21 protein-coding genes are annotated in these 20,859 nt (G+C 63.0%); 19 read left to right on the top strand and 2 right to left on the bottom strand.

Translation table 11 applies throughout. From position 1 onward, the window contains the following. Positions 1–239 precede the first annotated feature (239 nt). The 15 genes from urtA (at position 240) to YUO_RS0122545 (ending at position 14,873) form a co-directional block, all read left to right on the top strand. On the top strand, positions 240–1,556 hold the full coding sequence (urtA, locus tag YUO_RS0122615) for an urea ABC transporter substrate-binding protein (RefSeq protein WP_028349324.1): 1,317 nt from the start codon (positions 240–242) through the stop codon (positions 1,554–1,556). Positions 1,557–1,743: 187 nt separating this feature from the next. Further along, a complete protein-coding gene (gene urtB / locus YUO_RS0122610) occupies positions 1,744–3,357 on the top strand; it encodes an urea ABC transporter permease subunit UrtB (protein ID WP_028349323.1) in 1,614 nt (537 codons plus the stop codon). Continuing rightward, positions 3,354–4,520, top strand: coding sequence for an urea ABC transporter permease subunit UrtC (gene urtC / locus YUO_RS0122605; protein ID WP_028349322.1), 1,167 nt, complete (start codon positions 3,354–3,356; stop codon positions 4,518–4,520). Before urtB ends, urtC begins: the two co-directional genes overlap by 4 nt. A 4-nt stretch (positions 4,521–4,524) precedes the next feature. Further along, positions 4,525–5,286, top strand: coding sequence for an urea ABC transporter ATP-binding protein UrtD (gene urtD / locus YUO_RS0122600; protein WP_028349321.1), 762 nt, complete (start codon positions 4,525–4,527; stop codon positions 5,284–5,286). 110 nt (positions 5,287–5,396) lie between these two features. Next, positions 5,397–6,092, top strand: coding sequence for an urea ABC transporter ATP-binding subunit UrtE (gene urtE, locus YUO_RS0122595; RefSeq protein WP_028349320.1), 696 nt, complete (start codon positions 5,397–5,399; stop codon positions 6,090–6,092). A 36-nt stretch (positions 6,093–6,128) separates the two neighbouring features. Next, positions 6,129–6,965 carry an urease accessory protein UreD gene (locus YUO_RS0122590; RefSeq protein WP_028349319.1) on the top strand — a complete coding sequence of 279 codons (837 nt, stop codon included), beginning with the start codon at positions 6,129–6,131 and terminating at the stop codon, positions 6,963–6,965. Positions 6,966–7,005: 40 nt separating this feature from the next. After that, positions 7,006–7,308, top strand: coding sequence for an urease subunit gamma (locus tag YUO_RS0122585; RefSeq protein ID WP_028349318.1), 303 nt, complete (start codon positions 7,006–7,008; stop codon positions 7,306–7,308). Positions 7,309–7,421: 113 nt separating this feature from the next. Then, the gene (locus YUO_RS0122580; RefSeq protein ID WP_028349317.1) at positions 7,422–7,727 is read left to right on the top strand and encodes an urease subunit beta; all 306 of its coding nucleotides are present in this window, start codon (positions 7,422–7,424) and stop codon (positions 7,725–7,727) included. 357 nt (positions 7,728–8,084) lie between these two features. Further along, on the top strand, positions 8,085–8,540 hold the full coding sequence (locus YUO_RS41410; protein ID WP_051379586.1) for an endonuclease domain-containing protein: 456 nt from the start codon (positions 8,085–8,087) through the stop codon (positions 8,538–8,540). Positions 8,541–8,669: 129 nt separating this feature from the next. Continuing rightward, the gene (ureC, locus tag YUO_RS0122570; protein WP_028349316.1) at positions 8,670–10,385 is read left to right on the top strand and encodes an urease subunit alpha; all 1,716 of its coding nucleotides are present in this window, start codon (positions 8,670–8,672) and stop codon (positions 10,383–10,385) included. Between the two features lie 47 nt (positions 10,386–10,432). Beyond that, entirely contained in the window at positions 10,433–10,732 is a 300-nt protein-coding gene (locus YUO_RS0122565; protein WP_028349315.1) for a putative quinol monooxygenase, read from the top strand. 51 nt (positions 10,733–10,783) lie between these two features. Then, positions 10,784–11,344: an urease accessory protein UreE gene (locus YUO_RS0122560; RefSeq protein WP_028349314.1), complete on the top strand. Its 561-nt coding sequence runs from the start codon at positions 10,784–10,786 to the stop codon at positions 11,342–11,344. Then, entirely contained in the window at positions 11,325–12,062 is a 738-nt protein-coding gene (locus tag YUO_RS0122555) for an urease accessory protein UreF (protein WP_028349313.1), read from the top strand. Before YUO_RS0122560 ends, YUO_RS0122555 begins: the two co-directional genes overlap by 20 nt. A 162-nt stretch (positions 12,063–12,224) precedes the next feature. Then, positions 12,225–12,857, top strand: coding sequence for an urease accessory protein UreG (gene ureG, locus YUO_RS0122550; protein WP_028349312.1), 633 nt, complete (start codon positions 12,225–12,227; stop codon positions 12,855–12,857). A 357-nt stretch (positions 12,858–13,214) separates the two neighbouring features. After that, positions 13,215–14,873, top strand: coding sequence for a CHASE domain-containing protein (locus YUO_RS0122545; RefSeq protein WP_028349311.1), 1,659 nt, complete (start codon positions 13,215–13,217; stop codon positions 14,871–14,873). A gap of 207 nt (positions 14,874–15,080) precedes the next feature. Here the strand turns inward: YUO_RS0122545 and YUO_RS0122540 are convergent, their stop codons facing one another. Then, positions 15,081–15,629 (bottom strand): sigma-70 family RNA polymerase sigma factor, encoded by a 549-nt coding sequence (locus YUO_RS0122540; RefSeq protein ID WP_028349310.1) that lies wholly within the window; start codon positions 15,627–15,629, stop codon positions 15,081–15,083. Continuing rightward, on the bottom strand, positions 15,629–15,820 hold the full coding sequence (locus tag YUO_RS0122535; RefSeq protein WP_028349309.1) for a NepR family anti-sigma factor: 192 nt from the start codon (positions 15,818–15,820) through the stop codon (positions 15,629–15,631). The genes YUO_RS0122540 and YUO_RS0122535 overlap by 1 nt, the downstream gene beginning before the upstream one ends. A 314-nt stretch (positions 15,821–16,134) precedes the next feature. On the opposite strand from YUO_RS0122535, the gene YUO_RS0122530 reads away from it, so the two are divergent. From YUO_RS0122530 to YUO_RS0122515, 4 genes are all read left to right on the top strand, one after another. Further along, entirely contained in the window at positions 16,135–16,941 is an 807-nt protein-coding gene (locus YUO_RS0122530; protein ID WP_028349308.1) for a response regulator, read from the top strand. 132 nt (positions 16,942–17,073) lie between these two features. Next, the gene (locus tag YUO_RS0122525) at positions 17,074–18,072 is read left to right on the top strand and encodes a DUF808 domain-containing protein (protein WP_028349307.1); all 999 of its coding nucleotides are present in this window, start codon (positions 17,074–17,076) and stop codon (positions 18,070–18,072) included. A 295-nt stretch (positions 18,073–18,367) separates the two neighbouring features. Continuing rightward, complete coding sequence (locus tag YUO_RS41405) at positions 18,368–18,976, top strand: LabA-like NYN domain-containing protein (protein WP_051379585.1); 609 nt, start codon at positions 18,368–18,370, stop codon at positions 18,974–18,976. A 452-nt stretch (positions 18,977–19,428) separates the two neighbouring features. Continuing rightward, complete coding sequence (locus YUO_RS0122515; protein ID WP_028349306.1) at positions 19,429–20,703, top strand: MFS transporter; 1,275 nt, start codon at positions 19,429–19,431, stop codon at positions 20,701–20,703. Positions 20,704–20,859: the final 156 nt, after the last annotated feature.

The raw sequence follows: 20,859 nt of genomic DNA, 5'->3' as shown, positions 1-20,859 counted from the left end.
TAGCCAAATTGCGGCATTTGCACAAAAAGTAGATGGTTTGCCGCCAAAGCATACATTTATGCTGTCTAATAAATAGGCAGATTTCTCGCCGCCGGTTTTCGCGTAGCCGGAATTTCCAAGCGATTATAAAAGCTTATCCGGCCATCGAGCCATGGCATGGTTCTTGCGATTCCCTCTAACGCAGGCGGCCGTGGGGCCGTTCGCAGCGTTCAACGCCTGCGTCAGGGAGATGACATTTCATGCTTACAAAATTGACTCACGATATAGCGACGCTGAGCCGCCGCCGCTGGCTAGCGGCCACTGCCGGCCTGGTTTTGGGTCTGGCTGCGTTCTCGAACGCCAACGCGCAGGAGACCATCAAGGTCGGCGTCCTGCATTCGCTTTCCGGCACCATGGCCATCAGCGAAACCACGCTGAAGGACACCATTCTCTTCCTGATCGAGGAGCAGAACAAGAAGGGCGGCGTGCTCGGCAAGAAGCTTGAGCCTGTCGTCGTCGACCCCGCCTCGAACTGGCCGCTGTTTGCCGAAAAGGCGCGCGAGCTGATCACCAAGGACAAGGTTTCGGTCGTGTTCGGCTGCTGGACCTCGGTGTCGCGCAAGTCCGTGCTCCCGGTATTCAAGGAACTGAACTCGATCCTGTTCTACCCCGTGCAATACGAGGGCGAGGAGAGCGAGCGCAACGTGTTCTACACCGGTGCTGCGCCGAACCAGCAGGCGATCCCCGCCGTCGATTATTTGATGAAGGACGAGAAGGTGAAGCGCTGGGTGCTGGCCGGCACCGACTACGTCTATCCGCGCACCACCAACAAGATCCTCGAAGCCTACTTGAAGTCGAAGGGCGTCAAGCAGGAAGACATCATGATCAACTACACGCCGTTTGGTCATAGTGACTGGCAGACGATCGTGGCCGACATCAAGAAGTTCGGCTCGGCCGGCAAGAAGACCGCCGTGGTTTCCACCATCAACGGCGACGCCAACGTTCCCTTCTATAAGGAGCTCGGCAACCAGGGCATCAAGGCAACCGACATTCCGGTGGTCGCGTTCTCTGTCGGCGAAGAAGAACTCGCCGGCATCGACACCAAGCCGCTGCTCGGCCATCTCGCCGCCTGGAACTACTTCCAGTCGATCAAGTCGCCCGAGAACGAGAAGTTCATCAAGGCCTGGCAGGCCTACACCAAGAATCCGAAGCGCGTGACCAACGATCCGATGGAAGCGCACGTCATCGGCTTCGACATGTGGGTCAAGGCGGTCGAGAAGGTGAAGTCGACCGATCCGGACAAGGTGATCGACGCGCTGCCCGGCATCGAAGCAAAGAACCTGACCGGCGGCACCTCCAAGATGCTGCCCAACCATCACATCACCAAGCCGGTGTTCATCGGCGAAATCAAAGCCAACGGCCAGTTCGACGTGGTGTGGAAGACCCCGGGCCTTGTTGCTGGCGACGCCTGGTCGAAGGAGCTCGAGGGCTCCAAGGACCTGATCGGCGACTGGGTCGGCAAGAAGTGCGGCAACTACAACACCAAGACCAACAAGTGCGGCGGTCAGGGCACTTGATCCCGATCTGATCCGACAGGATCATGATCCCGATCTGATCCGACTGGATCATGATCTCGATCTGGTCCGACAGGATCAGGATCGCCTGAGTTGCAATAAAGGAACTTCCAAGAGTTCTTCGAAGAGAACGACGGGAGAAGGCGGCGCTGCCGCCGCCTTCTCCCCATACTCCTGCCGGGGTCGTATTGTGTCTGCCAATTTCCTTGATCGCCTTCGCGGGCTTTTGCTCGCGATCCTTTTGGCTGCAGCCTTTGCGGCGCCGGCGCTGGCGGGCCCGTTCGAGGACGCGGTCGCCAAGTTCGCCAACGACGATTTTTCCGACACCGATGAGGCGATCGGCGCGGTCGCGACGTCGGGCAATCCGCTGGCCTTTCCGATCATCAGCGCGCTGCAGGAAGGGCGGCTATCAGCCGATCCTGATACCAAGAAGGTTTTCGTCACGCAGGCCGACGGCAAGATCATCGATGCCGCGACCGGCGCTGCCGTGGACAAGCTGCCGGACAACGCGGCCGCCGTCCGCCTCAACAACCGCTTGCGCCGCGCCGTCGAGGCCGCGCTCGGCGGGCTGACGCTGTTGTCACCCGATCCGGCCAAGCGGATCGCGGCGGCGCAATCGGTGTTCAAGAGCCACGAGGAGAGTGCGCTGTCCGTGATCGACGGCGCCCTGGCGAAGGAGACCAACAAGTCCGTTAAGGCCGCCTTCGCGGAAGCCCGTGCCGCCATCCTGCTCTACAAGTCCGACGCGACAGAGGTCGAAAAGCTCGAAGCGGTCGCCATCGTCAAGGCGAAGGGCGACCAGGAAGCGATGGCGCTGCTGACCGGGCTGGGTAGCGACGTGCCGCCCAATGTCGCACGTGCGGCCGCAAGCGCGATCGCTTCGATCCAGAGCAATCTGCAGATGTGGTCGATGGTGCAGAACGCCTGGTACGGCCTGTCACTGGGCTCGGTGCTGCTGCTCGCCGCGATCGGGCTCGCCATCACCTTCGGCGTCATGGGCGTCATCAACATGGCCCATGGCGAGATGGTGATGCTGGGCGCCTACACCACCTTCGTGGTGCAGGAGGTCATTCGCAGCAGATATCCCGGCCTGTTCGATTATTCGCTCTTGATCGCGGTGCCGCTGGCGTTCCTCGTCGCGGGCGCCGTCGGTGTAGCGATCGAGCGCGGCATCATCCGCTTCCTCTATGGTCGTCCGCTGGAAACGCTGCTCGCGACCTGGGGCCTGTCGCTGGTATTGCAGCAGGCCGTGCGCACCGCGTTCGGGCCCACCAACCGCGAGGTCGGCAATCCCTCCTGGATGAGCGGTGCGTTCGAGCTCGGGCAGATCACCATCACCTACAACCGGCTCTGGATTCTCTGCTTCACGCTCGCGGTGTTCGTCATCCTGCTTGCGATGCTGCGTTACACCGCGCTCGGGCTCGAGATGCGCGCGGTGACGCAGAACCGGCGCATGGCGGCCTCGATGGGCATCGCGACCTCGCGCGTCGATGCGCTGACCTTCGGTCTCGGCTCGGGCATTGCCGGGATTGCCGGCGTGGCGCTGTCGCAGATCGACAATGTCAGCCCCAACCTCGGCCAGAGCTACATCATCGACAGCTTCATGGTGGTCGTGTTCGGCGGCGTCGGCAATCTCTGGGGCACGCTGGTCGGCGCCTTCACGCTCGGCATCGCCAACAAGTTCCTGGAGCCGGTGGCGGGCGCCGTGCTCGGCAAGATCGCCATCCTGGTGCTGATCATCCTGTTCATCCAGAAACGTCCGCGCGGCCTGTTCGCGCTCAGGGGCCGGGCGGTGGAAGCATGACACCGCACGTCCTCACGCGCTCGCTCGATCGCAGCGCCACCATCTTCCTGGTGGTGGTCGCCGGCCTCGGCGTGCTGATCCCGCTCTCCAATCTCCTGCTGCCTGCAGGCTCGGCGCTGCAGGTGCCGACCTATCTGGTCGCGCTGTTCGGCAAATACGCCTGCTACGCCATTTTGGCGCTCTCGATCGACCTGATCTGGGGCTATTGCGGCATTCTCTCGCTCGGCCACGGTGCATTCTTCGCGCTCGGCGGCTACGCCATGGGCATGTACCTGATGCGCCAGATCGGCAGCCGCGGCGTCTACGGCAATCCGATCCTGCCCGACTTCATGGTGTTTCTGAACTATCCGGCGCTGCCCTGGTACTGGCACGGCTTCGATATGTTCTGGTTCGCGGCGCTGATGGTCATTCTTGTTCCCGGCCTGCTCGCGTTCTGCTTCGGCTGGTTGGCGTTCCGCTCTCGCGTCACCGGCGTCTATCTCTCGATCATCACCCAGGCGATGACCTATGCGCTGCTGCTGGCGTTCTTCCGTAACGATTTCGGCTTCGGTGGCAATAACGGCCTGACCGACTTCAAGGACATCCTCGGCTTCAACGTACAGGCCGACGGCACTCGCGCCGCTCTGTTCGCGCTCAGCTGCCTGGCGCTTATCGTGGCCTTCCTGATCTGCCGGGCGGTGGTAACCTCGAAGCTCGGCAAGGTCCTGATCGCAATCCGCGATGCCGAGTCGCGGACCCGCTTCCTCGGCTACCGCGTTGAGTCCTACAAGCTGTTCGTGTTCACGCTCTCGGCCTGCATGGCCGGCGTTGCCGGTGCGCTCTACGTGCCGCAGGTCGGCATCATCAATCCGAGCGAATTTGCACCGGGCAACTCCATCGAAGCGGTGATCTGGGTTGCCGTCGGCGGCCGCGGCACGCTGGTGGGCGCGGCGCTCGGCGCCGTCGTCGTCAACTACGCAAAAACCTATTTCACCTCGGGCCCGCTGGCGCCGTACTGGCTGTTCATGCTGGGCGCGCTGTTCATCCTGGTGACGCTGCTGCTGCCAAAGGGGATCGTCGGCACCTTCAACGCTTGGCGGGAATCCCGGAAGGCAACCGAAAAAGCCAATGCCGAAAGCGCCGCGCTCGAAGACGGCGTCGGCGAACCGAAGCCGGCGGAGTGAGCGCATGAGTGTCATGGAGGGAAGGACCACTTCGGCGCTGCTCTACCTCGACGGCGTGCATGTCTCGTTCGACGGCTTTCACGCCATCAACAATCTCTCGCTCACCCTCGAGCCCGGCGAGATGCGTGCCATCATCGGCCCGAACGGCGCCGGCAAGACCACTATGATGGACATCATCACCGGCAAGACCAAGCCGGACGAAGGCACAGTGCTGTTCGATGGCATGACCGACCTGACGCGGCTGGACGAGACCCATATCGCCGAACTCGGCATTGGCCGCAAATTCCAGAAGCCGACGGTGTTCGAGAGCCAGACCATCGAGGACAATCTGTTGCTGGCGCTCAATGTCGATCACAGCGTCAGGGGCACGCTGTTCTGGCGCGGCAGCAGGGACGAATCCGAGCGGATCGACCGCGTGCTCGAAACCATCCGTTTGACCGATGCACGCAACCGTCTTGCGGGCAGCCTGTCACACGGCCAGAAGCAGTGGCTGGAGATCGGCATGCTGCTGGCGCAGGACCCAAAACTGCTGCTGGTCGACGAGCCGGTCGCGGGCATGACAGATGTCGAGACGCATCAGACCGCCGAGCTTCTGAAGGAAATCAACAAGGAAAAGACCGTCATGGTCGTCGAGCACGACATGACCTTCGTGCGCGAACTCGGCGTCAAGGTCACCTGCCTGCACGAAGGCACGGTACTGGCGGAGGGGACCATCGATCAGGTCTCATCGAACGAGCGCGTGGTCGAAGTGTATCTGGGAAGATGAAGAGGCGAATGGGGAGTAGCGAATAGCGAATGGGAAAAGAAGGAACGGGGACTTGCTCGTCCCTATTCGCTACTCGCCATTCGCGATTCGCCATAACGAGGACGTGCGGCATGCTCAACGTCGACAACATCAATCTCTACTACGGCGCAGCACAAGCCTTGCGCGGCGTCTCGCTATCCGCCGAGCCCGGCAAGGTGACGTGCGTGCTGGGCCGCAACGGCGTCGGCAAGACCTCGCTGCTGCGCGCGATGGTCGGCCAGTATCCGATCGCCAGTGGCTCGATCGCGCTTGATGGTCACGATATCACCGGTCTGAAACCTTATGAACGCGCGCGGCGCGGCATCAGCTTCGTGCCGCAGGGCCGCGAAATTTTTCCGCTGCTCACGGTTGAGGAAAATCTCAAGACCGGCTTCGGGCCGCTCAAGCGCGAGGATCGCTATATCCCCGACGACGTGTTTTCGCTGTTTCCGGTGCTGAATACGATGCTGGGGCGGCGCGGCGGCGACCTCTCCGGCGGCCAGCAGCAGCAGCTCGCGATCGGCCGTGCGCTGGTGATGCGGCCGAAACTGTTGCTATTGGACGAGCCGACCGAAGGCATTCAGCCCTCGATCATCAAGGACATCGGCCGCGCGATCTCTTACCTGCGCAGCCTCGGCAACATCGCAATCGTGCTGGTCGAACAATATCTCGACTTTGCCTGCGAGCTCGGCGACAATTTTGCGGTCATGGACCGCGGTGCGGTGAAATATGCCTGCGACCGCGCCAATCTCGATCCCGCGGAGATCAGTCGCCAGATGGCGCTGTAACGTTTTCGAGCGCGGCACACACCGTTTGGGGGACGGATGCGGACCGATATCACGCGCGCGGCGTCAGTAACGTTCGCGGCCAACCGCGCGCAAGGCGCGGTGCGGTTCGGCGTGCATCTGCAGGATGGCGTCACCCGCCGTGGCGACCTGCACGAATCCGGCTCGCTGCGCGTCCGCTTTCCTTCTCCTGAAGCGGAAGGACTATTCGGCGTGTTCGTCAACACCGCCGGCGGCATTGCCGGCGGAGACCGCTTCGATATCGATATCGGGGCAGGCGAGGGGACGCGGCTGACGCTGACGACGGCGGCGGCCGAAAAGGTCTATCGTGCGCCCGGCGCCGCCGCCCAGCTCAGCATCGCCCTGAAGGCGGAAGCCGGTGCGCATCTCGCCTGGCTGCCGCAGGAGACTATCCTGTTCGACCGCGCGCGAATTGTCAGGCGCATCGACATCGACCTGGCCGAAGATGCCTCGCTTCTGCTCTGCGAAATCGTCGTGTTCGGCCGCGCCGCGATGGGCGAGCGGATGCTTCACGGCGAGTTCGTCGACCGCTGGCGCCTGCGCCGCGGCGGCAAGCTGGTGTTTGCGGAGACCATCCGGCTCGACGGCGACATCGGCGCAAAGCTGGCGCGGCCGGCCGTGGCCAATGGCGGCGTTGCCATCGGCACCGCGCTGATTGTGCCCGGCGATGAGGCAGTCGTGGAGCGCATCCGCGAAGCCTCGGAAACGTTTGGTGGCGAGGTCGGCATCTCCTGCTGGAATGGATTTGCAATGGCGCGCTTCTGTGCCCAAGATGCGGCCCGGCTCCGCGCCGATATGATGACGGTGCTCGGCCGCGCCAGCGCCGCGGCGCTACCAAGACTTTGGCTCAATTAACCGCTGTGGCTCAATTAGAGACAATCACCAGAGTGCTCGCATGAATCTCTCCCCCCGCGAAAAGGACAAGCTCTTGATCTCGATGGCGGCCATGGTGGCGCGCCGTAGGCTCGAGCGCGGCGTCAAGCTCAACCACCCCGAGGCGGTGGCCATCATCTCCGACTTCATCGTCGAAGGCGCCCGCGACGGCCGCACTGTCGCCGAACTGATGCAAGCCGGCGCCCAGGTCCTGACCCGCGCGCAGGTGATGGATGGCATTCCCGAGATGATCCACGACATCCAGGTCGAAGCGACGTTTCCGGATGGTACAAAACTCGTCACCGTGCACGAGCCGATACGATAGTCATCGTTATTCCGTGGCGGCCGCAAAGCGGCCGAACCCGGAATCCAGAGGTTATTATCTCGAACGTCCGGTTTCGATGCTGCGCGTCGCCCCGGAATGACAGAGGAGGGTACATGATCCCCGGCGAACGCTTCATCAAGGACGGCGAGATCGAACTCAACGCTGGCCGCAAGACGGTGACGCTCACCGTCGCCAATACCGGCGACCGCCCGATCCAGGTCGGCTCGCACTATCATTTCTTCGAAACCAACCCCGCACTGAAATTCGACCGCAAAAGATCCCGCGGCATGCGCCTCGACATCGCCGCCGGCACCGCGGTGCGGTTCGAGCCGGGGCAAACGCGTGACGTGCAACTGGTCGCCCTCGCCGGCAAGCGCACCATCTACGGCTTCCGTGGCGACGTGCAGGGGAAGCTGTGAATTATTGTGAGGTGAGCACGCTAGCCGGGCTCCCTCCCCCCTTGCGGGGGAGGGTTGGGGAGAGGGGTAAGCCGCGGGCGCTGACGGGAGACGGAACGCGACATCGCATCAACCAGCTGAGCGCGATGACGTCTAATGTCGTTGAGGACATTGTCCACGCTCTTCCTCATGCAGCGGAGCAAGCGGCACCCCTCTCCCTAACCCTCTCCCGCAAGGGGAGAGGGAACCCTACCGCCGATGCTCCCCTAACACGTGCTAGTCACGCGAAGGTGCAACTTGCAGAAGGCCATGATGCGATGTGAGGAGAGCACGCTAGCCGGGCTCCCTCATTTGCGGGGAAGCATTGGGGAGAGGGGTATGCCACACGACGAGGTAAGCAAGGTTCAGCGCGATCGCGCCAAGCGTTTAAGGCGCGAGATGACTCGTGCGGAGACGTTGCTATGGCGCCATCTAAAAGCGAAACGGCTCGCGGGGCTAGGATTTCGCCGCCAAGTCCCGATGAGCAATTACATCGCGGATTTCGCTGCTCACTCTTGCAAGCTCGTCGTTGAAGTCGATGGCGAGAGCCACGATTTTGAGGAGCGCATTCGACACGACATTACGCGTGACCGATGGTTCGAGTCTCGCGGCTATCGCGTACCGCGCTTCACCAACAACGACGTAATGAAGAATCTTGAGGGAGCTGTTCTTTTCATTCTGCAGGCAGCGGAGCAAGCGGCACCCCTCTCCCTAACCCTCTCCCGCGAGGGGAGAGGGAACCCATCCGCCGGTGCGTCCCTGACTGATGCCAAAGACGTCGAGGAGCAGTCGTGATGCGATGTGAGGTGAGGTGAGCACGCTGGTCAGGCTCCCTCTCCCCTTGCGGGAGAGGGTTGGGGAGAGGGGTGGCCCCGAGTCGCCATGCCTGCAATTGGCACGAAACACCGAAAGCTGGAGTCCGTCATGTCCGTGAAAATCAAACGTAGCGTCTATGCCGACATGTTCGGGCCGACCACCGGCGACAGAGTGCGGCTGGCCGATACCGATCTCATCATCGAGGTTGAAAAAGACTTCACCACCTATGGCGAGGAGGTGAAGTTCGGTGGCGGCAAGGTGATCCGCGATGGCATGGGGCAGTCGCAGGTCACCAACCGGCAGGGCGCTGCCGATACTGTCATCACCAATGCGCTGATCGTCGATCACTGGGGCATCGTCAAGGCCGACGTTGCGATCAAGGAGGGTATGATCGCGGCGATCGGCAAGGCCGGCAATCCCGATATCCAGCCCGGCGTCACCATCATCATCGGCCCCGGCACCGACGTGATCGCGGGCGAGGGAAAAATTCTCACTGCCGGCGGCTTCGACAGCCACATCCATTTCATCTGCCCGCAGCAGATCGAGCATGCGTTGATGAGTGGCGTCACCTCGATGCTCGGCGGCGGCACCGGGCCCTCGCACGGCACCTTTGCGACCACCTGCACGCCCGGCCCCTGGCACATGGGCCGGATGATCCAGTCGTTCGACGCCTTCCCAGTCAATCTCGGCATATCTGGCAAGGGCAATGCCGCGCGTCCCGCTGCACTGGTCGAGATGATCAAGGCCGGCGCCTGCGCGCTGAAGCTGCATGAGGATTGGGGCACCACGCCGGCGGCGATCGACAACTGTCTCGCCGTCGCCGACGATTACGACGTCCAGGTGATGCTGCATTCGGACACGCTGAACGAATCCGGCTTCGTCGAGGACACGGTAAAAGCCTTCAAGGGCCGCACCATCCACGCCTTCCATACCGAAGGCGCCGGCGGCGGCCATGCGCCTGACATCATCAAGATTGCCGGCTTGAAGAATGTGCTGCCGTCCTCGACCAACCCGACGCGCCCCTTCACCCGCAACACCATCGACGAGCATCTGGACATGCTGATGGTGTGCCACCATCTCGATCCGTCGATTGCGGAGGATCTCGCGTTTGCCGAAAGCCGCATCCGCAAAGAAACCATCGCAGCCGAAGACATCCTGCACGATCTCGGCGCGCTCTCGATGATGTCGTCGGACTCGCAGGCGATGGGCCGGCTCGGCGAAGTCATCATCCGCACCTGGCAGACCGCCGACAAGATGAAGAAGCAGCGCGGCGCGCTGCCGGAGGACAAGGGGAACGACAACGACAATTTCCGCGTCAAGCGCTACATCGCCAAATACACCATCAACCCCGCGATCGCGCATGGCGTCTCGAAACTGATCGGCTCGGTGGAGAAGGGCAAGCTCGCCGACCTCGTGCTGTGGTCACCGGCGTTCTTCGGCGTCAAGCCGGATTGCATCATCAAGGGCGGCTCGATCGTGGCGGCGCCGATGGGCGATCCGAACGCCTCGATCCCGACGCCGCAGCCGGTGCATTACCAGCCGATGTTCGCCGCCTTCGGCAAGTCGTTGACGGCCTCCTCGGTGGTGTTCACCTCGAAGGCCGCCATTACCGGCGGGCTGGCGCGCAAGCTCGGTATAGCCAAGACGCTCTATCCGGTGAAAAACACCCGCGGCGGCATTTCCAAGAAGAGCATGATCCATAACGGCGCGACGCCCAAGATCGAGGTCGATGCCGAGACCTATGAGGTGCGCGCAGACGGCGAGCTTCTGACATGCGCGCCCGCAGAGGTTCTACCCATGGCGCAGCGGTATTTCATGTTCTAAGGTCTGGCCCGGAACGTTAGCCAGAACAAAAATCCGGGAGGGATCTAGTGATCTACGTCGTTGCCACGCTGACCATCAAGCCCGAAACGCGCGCCGATTTCATCGCCGCCGCCACCGCCTGCATCAAGGAAACCCGGAAAGAACCCGGCAATATCGCCTATGACCTGCACGAGAGCGTCACTGATCCCTCAAAGATGGTGTTCGTCGAGCAGTGGGAAAATGCCGAGGCGCTGGTACCGCATCGTGGCGCCGAGCACATGAAGACTTTCGGCCGCGTCGCCGTCAAATGCATGTCAGCGCCACCGAAGATCGAAGTGATCACGCCCGAAAAAGTCGAGACCCGCTGACAAGAAAAGCCAACGGGAGAGAAATTGTGGAGAGGCTTTGAGGCCCACGTCATGATCCGCGCGACAAAAGTCCTGGGCCAGCATCGCTGGACAGAAGCAGCCGCCGACACCGTGGTGCTCGATTTCGACGACCGGCACCGGCGGCGGATGGCGATGACGGGAACGCGCGGGCTCGAATTCCTGCTCGACCTGGAGAATGCGGTGGCGCTGCGCGGCGGTGACGCGCTGGTGCTAGAGGACGGCAGGCTGATCGAGGTGGTCGCGGCCGCCGAGCCCCTGATCGAGATCCGGGGCGTCGATCCCTTGCATCTGGTCCGCATCGCCTGGCATCTCGGCAACCGTCATTTGCCGACCCAGATCATGCCGAAGGGCCTGCGCATCCGCCGCGATCACGTCATCGAGGCGATGGTGAGGGGGCTGGGTGCGCGCATCATCGAGATCGAGGCGCCGTTCGATCCGGAAGGCGGCGCCTATGCGCAGGCTTCGCATGATCATGCCGCGCACCACCACGGCCACGATCATGATGATCACGCGCACCATCACCACCACGACGAACATTGCGACCACGATCATCACCACCACGATCACTCTCATGCTCATGACCACAAGTGAGCCTGCGCCCGCCGACGCGAGCAGTGGAATGAATGCGGAGGAGGCAGCGGCGCTGTACCGGCTGATGACCTGGCTGTCGCCGTCCTTCCCGGTCGGTGCATTCTCTTATTCCAGCGGCATCGAATGGGCGGTGGAGGCGGGCGATATCACCGACGCCGCATCGCTGCGCGACTGGCTGGCCGCGATGCTGGTTGACGGTTCCGGCTTCTGCGACGCCGCGTTTCTGGCGCAGGCATATCGCGCCGCGTCCGGGCAGGATGCTACGGCGTTGCGCGAGGTTGCCGAACTCGCGGCTGCCTTCGTGCCCTCGCGCGAGCGTCAGCTCGAGACGACAACGCAGGGCCGCGCCTTCATCGATATCGCGCGCGCCGCCTGGGCCTGCGACGGCCTCGACAGCATGGTTGCTGCGAGCGGCAGCGCGATCGTTTATCCCGTCGCGGTCGGTGTCGTCAGCGCTGCCCATGCCGTTCCGCTTGCGCCGGCAATTCATGCCTTCCTGCATGCCGTGGTTTCGAACTGGATTTCGGCCGGCGCGCGCCTCGTGCCGCTCGGGCAAACCGACAGCCAGCGCATTCTCGCGAGCCTGGAAACTGAGGTCACCTCGACCGCCAGCCGAGCGCTTGCCGCCTCGCTCGACGATCTCGGCAGCGCCACCTTCCGCGCCGACCTCGCCAGCCTCCGCCACGAGACGCAATATACGCGGCTGTTCCGGTCATGACGCGTGACGGCTTTTTCCACTCGTCGTCCTCGCGAACGCGGGGACCCATAACCACAAATGTTTGCTGTTACGCCGGGCTGGGGCTCCGGCCTTTGCTACAATTGAGTTCGATGGTTATGGGTCCCTGCTTTCGCAGGGACGACAACAGAGAGAACTGTTCACATGTCTAATTCTCACGGCCCGCTTCGGATCGGCGTCGGCGGTCCCGTCGGCTCCGGCAAGACCGCGCTGATGGACCTGCTCTGCAAGTCGATGCGGGAGCACTACGACATCGCCGCCATCACCAACGACATCTACACCAAATGGGACGCCGAATTCTTGGTGCGCTCGGGGTCGCTGACGCCGGACCGCATCGCCGGCGTCGAGACCGGCGGCTGCCCGCACACCGCGATCCGCGAGGACGCCTCGATGAATCTCGCGGCGGTTGCCGACATGCGCGCGAAATTTCCCGATCTCGATCTGGTGCTGATCGAATCCGGCGGCGACAATCTCGCCGCGACATTCTCGCCCGAACTTGCCGATCTCACGATCTACGTGATCGACGTTGCCGCCGGCGACAAGATTCCCTCCAAGGGCGGCCCCGGCATCATCCGCTCGGACCTGCTCGTCATCAACAAGATCGACCTGGCGCCTTATGTCGGCGCGTCGCTGGAGAAGATGGAGACGGACGCCAAGCGGATGCGCGGCGAGCGGCCGTTCGTGATGACCAATCTGAAGAAGAGCGAGGGGCTCGATCGCATCATCGGCTTCATCGAGACCAAGGGCGGCCTGCGCCCGGCCGCCAAGGCCCGGTAGGCCGGGGTAGCCGGCCCCGCGGGGCCCGGATGAACAGGCGGCCGAACGAGCGGTCAGGCCAGCGGCAGGTGAGCGGCGCGTTAACATTAATGCTCGGTCCGCCGCCAGCCCCTCGGATTTGTCCGCCCGCGCCGGAACCAAATCGACGCTGTCAGATTATCAACTTCTGGCGCCGCCAAATCAGCGTTAACGGCTGCCGTGTTGTTGCCCGCTGCCAGGCTGTCAGTTGCGTGCTGATGATCGCTCCGTCATATTCGCCGCGCTTGGCCTTCGCGCTATTGCCACGTGTCTCTGCCCCGGCAGACCCCGTAATGCTTCCAATACGTCTTCGCCAACACGTCATTCCCGAGTAAGCGAGTGGTTCGGCTGGGCTTCATTATCGGCTTTATTGCCCTGATCGGAGTTTTGCTCTCCGGTCTGGCGGCCTATCGCGTCCACGAGCAGGAACTGGCGATTGACGGCATCGCACTGTCGCGCGCCATCGACGTTCATGCCAGCCTGGCGCAGGACCGGCTGACCGAGCGCGAATTGCTCGCACGCGTTGCATCCGGCTTGTTTCGCTCACCTTCAGTAGTGAAGGCCAACATGCTGCAGCCGCTGCGTTCGGCGATCTATGCCTTCAAGACCGATTTTGTGATCGCGTCCTGGATCGCGCGTCTCAAGCCAGGCGATCTGGCGGCGGCGCAGGCGGAGCTGAAGGGGGCCGGCTTCACCAATCCGACGATCAGGGATTTCGACGACAAGCCGCTGGATCTCCGGACCATCAACAAGCCGATCGACGTGCTGATGGACCTCGAGCCGCGCAGTCCGGACACGCTCGGTTTTCCCGGCCGCGCCTACGACCGGCACTCGGTGATCGGGCCGATGCTGGCGCAGGCGGCGGCAACCGGCAAGCCGCTGGCGTCGGACCCGATCCCGCTGTTGCGCCAGAACGGGCCGATCGGTCTCGTGCTGGCGTCTCCGATTCTGCTGGAGGGCAGTTCGGAGCCGGCCGGCTTCGTCACCTTTTCCTACGAGCTGGCGCCGCTGATGCTGACCGATGACGACCGCTCGTTGTTCTCGGTGGTGTTGAAGGACCCTGATGACGCCAACGACGAATATGTCGCCAACGACCAGGGCGTCGTCACGCTGCGGGCGGTGAGGCAGGGCGATCCGCTGCCGTCGGTGGTGCGGACGGTAACGTTCGGCGGCCGCGACTGGTCGCTCGGCTATTACGCCAAGAACAACGCCGCGCAGCGTGCGCAGCAGACCGCGATCGTCGTGGCGGCCATTGGGCTGGCGCTCACCGGCATCGTCTGTGGCCTGTTCGGCTATGTCGCCTACAACAATCTGCGGCTCAGCCGCGAGATCCAGGTGCGGATCGGCTTCGAGCGGCGCTTGACCGCCGTCATCGACGAGCTGAACCACCGGGTCAAGAACATCCTGGCTGTGATCCAGTCGATCGTGACGCGCACGCTGCGTCACGGCTCCGACATGGATGTGGCACGCGAGCTGTTGATCGGCCGCATCCATGCGATGTCGAACGTGGTGACGCTGCTCAGCGAAAGCCAGTGGCAGGGCGTCAAGCTCAAGGGCCTGTTCGAGTCGCGCGCGATCCCGCATGCCGACCGCATCGTCGTCAACGGCCCAGATATCGCCGTCAGCGCGCGCGCCGCGCAGTCGCTCTCGCTGTTGTTTTTCGAGCTGGCCTCGCACTCCGACGAGGGCCTGTCGCTGGTCGGCAAGCATCCGCATATCGTCGCGAACTGGGAAGTCACGGGCGAGGAGCCCGACACGGTCTTTCATTTCCGCTGGGAAGAGTTCAACACCAGCGCGGCGACACGGCGTGAAGATAGCGATTTCGGCCTCATCCTGCTCGACCGCGTCGCTCCGGAAGCGCTCGGCGGCACCGCAAAACGCTACTTCACCGATGTCAGCTATGTCTACGAGCTCATCGCGCCGATGGCCACGGTGGTCGACATGACCGAGCGCGATCGCACCGGCGAAATTTCCGCGCCGGTACGGCCGGTAAAGTAGGTCACGCTCCGTCCACCTGTCGTCCCTGTAACCACCGCTGTGGGTTGTGAGACAAGCCGTCTCGCATTGTGCGACTTGCGCCGGCCGCGGCGTATGGGTCCCTGCGTTCGCAGGGAGGACATCGTTGAAGGCATCACGTCCAGGTTACGATAGCGACAAAAAGGCAGCCGCTTGGGCCGCCTTTTCCGTGTCGTATCGATAGCGTCATCAGCCGCCGTTGCCGCCGATCACGGCGCGCACGGTCTCGTCAGGTCCGAAATCCTCGGCGCCCTCGACATAGAGCAACGCGGAGAGTTTCGAGCGCGCGCGGTTGACGCGGCTCTTGATGGTGCCGACCGCGCAGCCGCAGATGGCGGCGGCGTCCTCGTAGGAGAAGCCGGAGGCGCCGACCAGGATCAACGCTTCGCGCTGGTCCTGCGGCAGCTTGTCGAGCGCTGTGCGAAACTCCTCGAACTCCAGATGCGCGTTTTGCGACGGCTGGGTCTTCAAAGTTTTCGCGTAATTGCCCTCGGCGTCCTCCACCTCGCGCCGCCGCTTGCGATAGTCCGAGCGAAACAGGTTGCGCAGGATGGTGAACAACCAGGCCGGCAGGTTCGAGCCGGGCTGGAACGAGTCGATGTTGGCAATGGCGCGCAGCAACGTCTCCTGCACCAGGTCGTCCGCACGGTCACCATTACCCGAGAGTGAGATCGCAAACGCGCGTAGGCTTGGTACCGACGCCAAAATGTCGTCGCGAAGAGAGTCTGTGAGAGGCATTAGTCCCTCCCGTCTTCTTGTTTGTCGATTTGGGCCGCCGCCGCCTCCGGCCCATCGAGCTTCCGGATCAGCTCCGCAAAGCGGTCCGGCACGCCCTGTCGAACCACATCGTCGTACATGGCGCGGAGCTGATGGCCGATCCTCGATTGAATCTCGGCATTGAGCCCGCCCTGCTTTTTTGCTTCCTTCATGGTCTGATCCACGCTTCCCCGAGAGTTAATTCTCTGTGGTTTCAAGAGGTTACCTCGAAATTGGGCCTAGGCCGCCGCGTTATAGGTCAGAGGCTAATGCGAATATCTGCGGAAGGTTCCGAAATCTGGGAACTTTTTCTGGAACTTTTTTGCCTTCCGCGAGTAGTCGGGATGACAGGGGAACCGGGTCCCCCCGAATCGAGGCTTAAGAAACTTTTAAATTGGCGCCGGACGCGGCGCACGAGGTTACGTCCGCCCAGATGCGACCCTAAGTAACGGCCATGGATACGGCCCAAGACAAGGATGGAATGGGGATGTCCCGATCACAGCTCGTTGCTGAACATCTGCCGCTGTTGCGGCGCTATGCCCGTGCGCTCACTGGAAACCAGGCCTCGGGCGATGCTTATGTGGCCGCCATGCTGGAGGCCCTGCTGCAGGATCCTTCGCTGCTGGATGAACGGTACGGCCCGCGCGCCGGGCTGTTCAAGCTGTTCACCCAGATCTGGAATTCGGTCTCGCTCAACGACAATCCTGACGTCGCGACGTTGGCGCTGCCGCCGGAGCGGCGGCTGTCGAACATCACGCCGCTGCCGCGACAGGCGTTCCTGTTGCTGTCGCTCGAAGGCTTCTCCGAGGAAGAGGTGGCGTTCATTCTCAATACCGACATTGCCGAGACCCGGCAGTTGACGGATACCGCCGGCCGCGAGATGGCGGCGGAAATCGCCACCGATGTCCTGATCATCGAGGACGAGACCTTCATCGCGATGGATCTCGAGAGCCTCGTGAAGAACCTCGGTCACAACGTCATCGGCGTCGCCCGCACCCATGCCGACGCGGTCGCGCTCGCCAAGAACAAGAAGCCCGGCCTGATCCTCGCCGACATCCAGCTCGCCGACGGCTCGTCGGGCCTGGATGCGGTCAACGAATTGCTGCGTGCGTTCGAGGTGCCGGTGGTATTCATCACCGCTTACCCCGAGCGCTTCCTGACCGGCGAACGCCCCGAGCCCGCGTTCCTGATCTCAAAGCCGTTCCAGCCCGCGATGGTTTCGGCGGTCGCGAGCCAGGCGCTGTTCTTCCAGCGCAACTCGCGCAATCGCGCCCCGCGCGCAGCCACCGGCTGACAGGAGCCTTGTAGCGAGTGTAGTAATGATCCGGCGCGCTCAACTAGCGCGCCGGATTTTTTGCGGTCATAAACCGCAAGGCTTGGGACCAAGGCTTGGGGCGGCGAATCAAATGGCGCGGGTTGGAAATCGATGAGTATCGGGCTGATCGGCCTTCTCGACGATGTCGCTGGTATCGCGAAGGTAGCTGCAGCCTCCCTGGATGATGTCGCCAGCCAGGCCGCCAGGGCGGGCGCGAAGGCCGCAGGCGTCGTGATCGACGATACCGCTGTCACGCCCGGTTACGTGATCGGGTTCGAGCCGAAGCGCGAGCTTCCCATTGTGGGCAGGATCGCCGCAGGATCGCTGCGCAACAAGCTGTTGATTCTGCTGCCAGCCGCCTTGGTGCTGAGCTACTTCCTCCCCTGGACGATCACGCCGCTGCTCATGCTGGGTGGGGCCTATCTCTGCTACGAAGGGGTGGAAAAGGTACTCGAGGCCGTCATGCCGCACAGCGCGCATCAGCATGAGGCCCAGCTCGAAACGGTCGCTTTGAACGCGCAGTCGATCGAGGACGAGAAGGTCGCAAGTGCCGTCAAGACCGACTTTATCCTCTCGGCCGAGATCATGGCGATCACCTTGGCAGCCATCCCCGTCGGAAGCCTATGGAACCAGGCGCTCGTGCTGGCGCTCGTCGGAATCGGAATCACCGTCGCCGTGTACGGCGTGGTCGCCCTGATCGTGAAAGCCGACGATGTCGGCGTGGCGCTGGCGACCAGCGACCGCGCTTCGGCTGTTGGCCGCGCGCTCGGACGCGGCATTGTTCGCAGCATGCCCGTGCTGCTGAAAATCCTCAGCGTCGTCGGCACCGCCGCCATGATCTGGGTTGGCGGCGGCATCATCCTGCATGGCCTCGAGGTCTACGGCCCGCCCGCGATCGAACACGCGGTCAAGGGGGCGGCGGAGGCCGCGGCGCACGCAGTGCCGCCCCTCGCCACAATTCTCGAATGGGTGGTTGAGGCCGCCATCTCCGGTGTCATCGGATTACTGGTCGGCGCCGCATCGATTCCGGTCGTCGGATTTGTCCTCGCGCCGGCGTGGAAGTGGCTGAAGCATCTTCTGCAACGCCGTCGGAATAGGCCGGCTCAGTGAAGAGCCGCCGGTTTGCGGCGGAAGAGGTTAAACCTTCGTATAGTCGGTCCATCCGTTTTCGATACCGGCGGCTTACCTCGGTACAATTGAGCTCGGCGCGCATGCACCTTAACGTTGGGGCGTCGAGGCAGGATGCATATCGACTGAACTACTGGCGCAGCGCACGATTGTTCCTCCCGGTCGTCGGCGCCCCTGCCTCGTCACCTCGGTCAGCTTTTGTACCTAGCAGCGTGCGGGCAAGCCTTTAGCGAATGCTCGCTCGATCGGCGTCCCCAAAATGAGAGGCCAGTGTCTGATGATGCCGTCCGACAGAATTGCGCTCTTTATCGATGGCGCCAATCTTTACGCGACCGCCAGGACACTCGGTTTCGACGTCGACTACCGGCGTCTGCTTAAGGAGTTCCAGAGCCGCGGCGCGTTATTGCGCGCGTTCTACTACACGACCATTGTCGAGGATCAGGAATATACGTCGATCCGTCCCCTCGTCGATTGGCTCGATTATAACGGCTACACCGTCGTCACCAAGCTCACCAAGGAATTCACTGACGCCAGCGGCCGCCGCAAGGTGAAGGGCAGCATGCATATCGAGCTTGCCGTCAATGCGATGGAGCTCGCCGAGCATATCGACAGGATGTTTCTGTTCTCCGGCGATGGGGATTTCCGCCCGTTGCTGGAGGCGGTTCAGCGCCGCGGCGTGCACGTTACTGTCGTCTCGACCCTGACCAGCCAGCCTCCGATGGTGGCTGACGAACTGCGGCGTCAGGCCGATGCTTTCATCGACCTTGCGGAATTGAAGACAGCGATTGGGCGCGATCCGTCCGAGCGGCCGCCGGCACGCGACATCCGCCAGCAATTGCCGCCGTTCGCAGCGCGCGGAGCGATCAATGGCGGTGGCATCGCGTAATGATTTCTGATTGGTCTGTTGGACCGCGGGCCGCGGACTGATCCGAGTTGTTGTTGCGTAGAGTTGGAATGGATTTCGGCGTGCCCGGTGCACGGCCTGTCTTTTTGTGCACGCGGTCTGTGAAGCAGTTCACCTCCGGCTTGTGAGGCCGGCGGTATGATTGCTTCGCCTGACACGCCGCCGATCCCGGAATTCCACACGCTGGAATCGGCGATCGCCGGCGTTACCGTGTTCTCGGCCAGGCACCTCCCCCTGGCTAGGGCCACCAGCTTCGATGTGAAAGCTGGTCGGACTATCCGGCGCGCCACCAGCGCGCCGGATTTTTTTCGGGCAAGAGCCATGCACACACCGACATAGAGGCTAGCAATCGGATCGATTGCTGGTTGAACTGCGTTCCGCGCCCGCATAGGCTCGCACTCGCAAGAAAAACAAACCGGAAACGTCCTTCACCGATGCAGTCCGCCGAGCGGCCTTTCCCCCACCGCCGGGGCCTCATCATCGTTGCGACATTGGCGACCGCCTATGTCGCCAGCCATTTTTTCCGCGCCTCCAACGTCACCATCGGCCTCGACTTGATGCGCGATCTTGCGATCGGGCCGGAAGCGCTGGGGGCGCTGACCGGCGCGTTCTTCTTCGGCTTCGCCGCGATGCAGATCCCGTGCGGCTTCTTCTTCGACCGTTTCGGGCCGCGCTATACCGTGGTCGGCATGCTGATCGTGGCCTGCTTCGGCGGCGCGATGTTCACGCTGGCACCGAGCTGGCCGGTGCTGCTCACCGGCCGCGTGCTGATGGGCGCCGGCTGCGGCGTGATGCTGATCGGCAGCATGGTGGTGATCTCGCGCTGGTTTCCGCCGGATCGTTTCTCGACGCTGACGGCGCTCGTGCTGTCGATCGGCCTGCTCGGCAACCTCGCCGCCACCACGCCGCTCGCCTGGGCATCGCAGGCGGTCGGCTGGCGTCCGGTGTTCGGCGCCGTCGTCGTCTTCACCGCGCTCGCCACGGTCGCGATCTTTCTGGTGGTGCGCGACGCGCCGCCCGGCCATCCCTTCCTGAGCCGGAAGGCGGAGCCGCCCGGCGAGATGCTCAAAGGGCTGATCGAGGTGCTGCGCAATCCGCGCCTGAAGCCGATCCTGGCACTGAACTTCTGCAACTATGCCTGTACCTTCACCGTGCAGGGCCTGTGGGGCGGTGCGTTCCTGCGCGAGGTGCATGGCCTCAGCCCGATCGCGGCTGGAAATGTCCTGCTCTGCGCCGTGATCGCCTACCAGGCCGGCATGCTCGTCTTCGGCCCGCTCGACCGCCGGCTCGACACCCGCAAATGGATCGCGATCGGCGGCACCTCGGCGATCATTTTGCTGCTCGCGATTCTGGCGCTGTTCTCCCACCCGCCCGCCTGGCTACCGGTCGGCGTCATCGTCGCCATGGGCTTCTTCTCCGCCTCCAGCACCATGGTGATGACGCATGGCCGCGGCATCTTCCCCGACCGCCTGATCGGCCGCGGCATCTCGACGATGAATACATCAGTGATGCTCGGCGTCGCCTGCATGCAGACGCTCTCCGGCATCATCATCGGCGCGTTCGAGCCGCTCGCGGACGGCGCACGCACGGAGGACGCCTATCGCGCGCTGTTCGGCACGCTGACGCTGGTGCTGATTGTGGCGGTTGCGATTTACAGCCGCTCGCAGGACGTGAGGCCGAGCGAGGAGATGAAGGCGGCTGGGCGGTAGTTACAAAAAAAGCAGGGTGCGACCGGCATCACCACGGTCGCACCCTACGTCGCCGGTCAATGGGGCAGGGGGAATAACCGGCTGCCGAGATGACTCCAAGCCCCCCGGAGTCGTTCCATGGTGCCGCAAATATTTTTCATACACGGTTAAGTGATC

The sequence above is a fragment of the Bradyrhizobium murdochi genome, assembly GCF_000472965.1.
GTDB lineage: Bacteria > Pseudomonadota > Alphaproteobacteria > Rhizobiales > Xanthobacteraceae > Bradyrhizobium > Bradyrhizobium murdochi.
The sequence above is the reverse complement of the archived record's forward strand: the minus strand, read 5'-3'. Positions and strand labels throughout refer to the sequence as shown.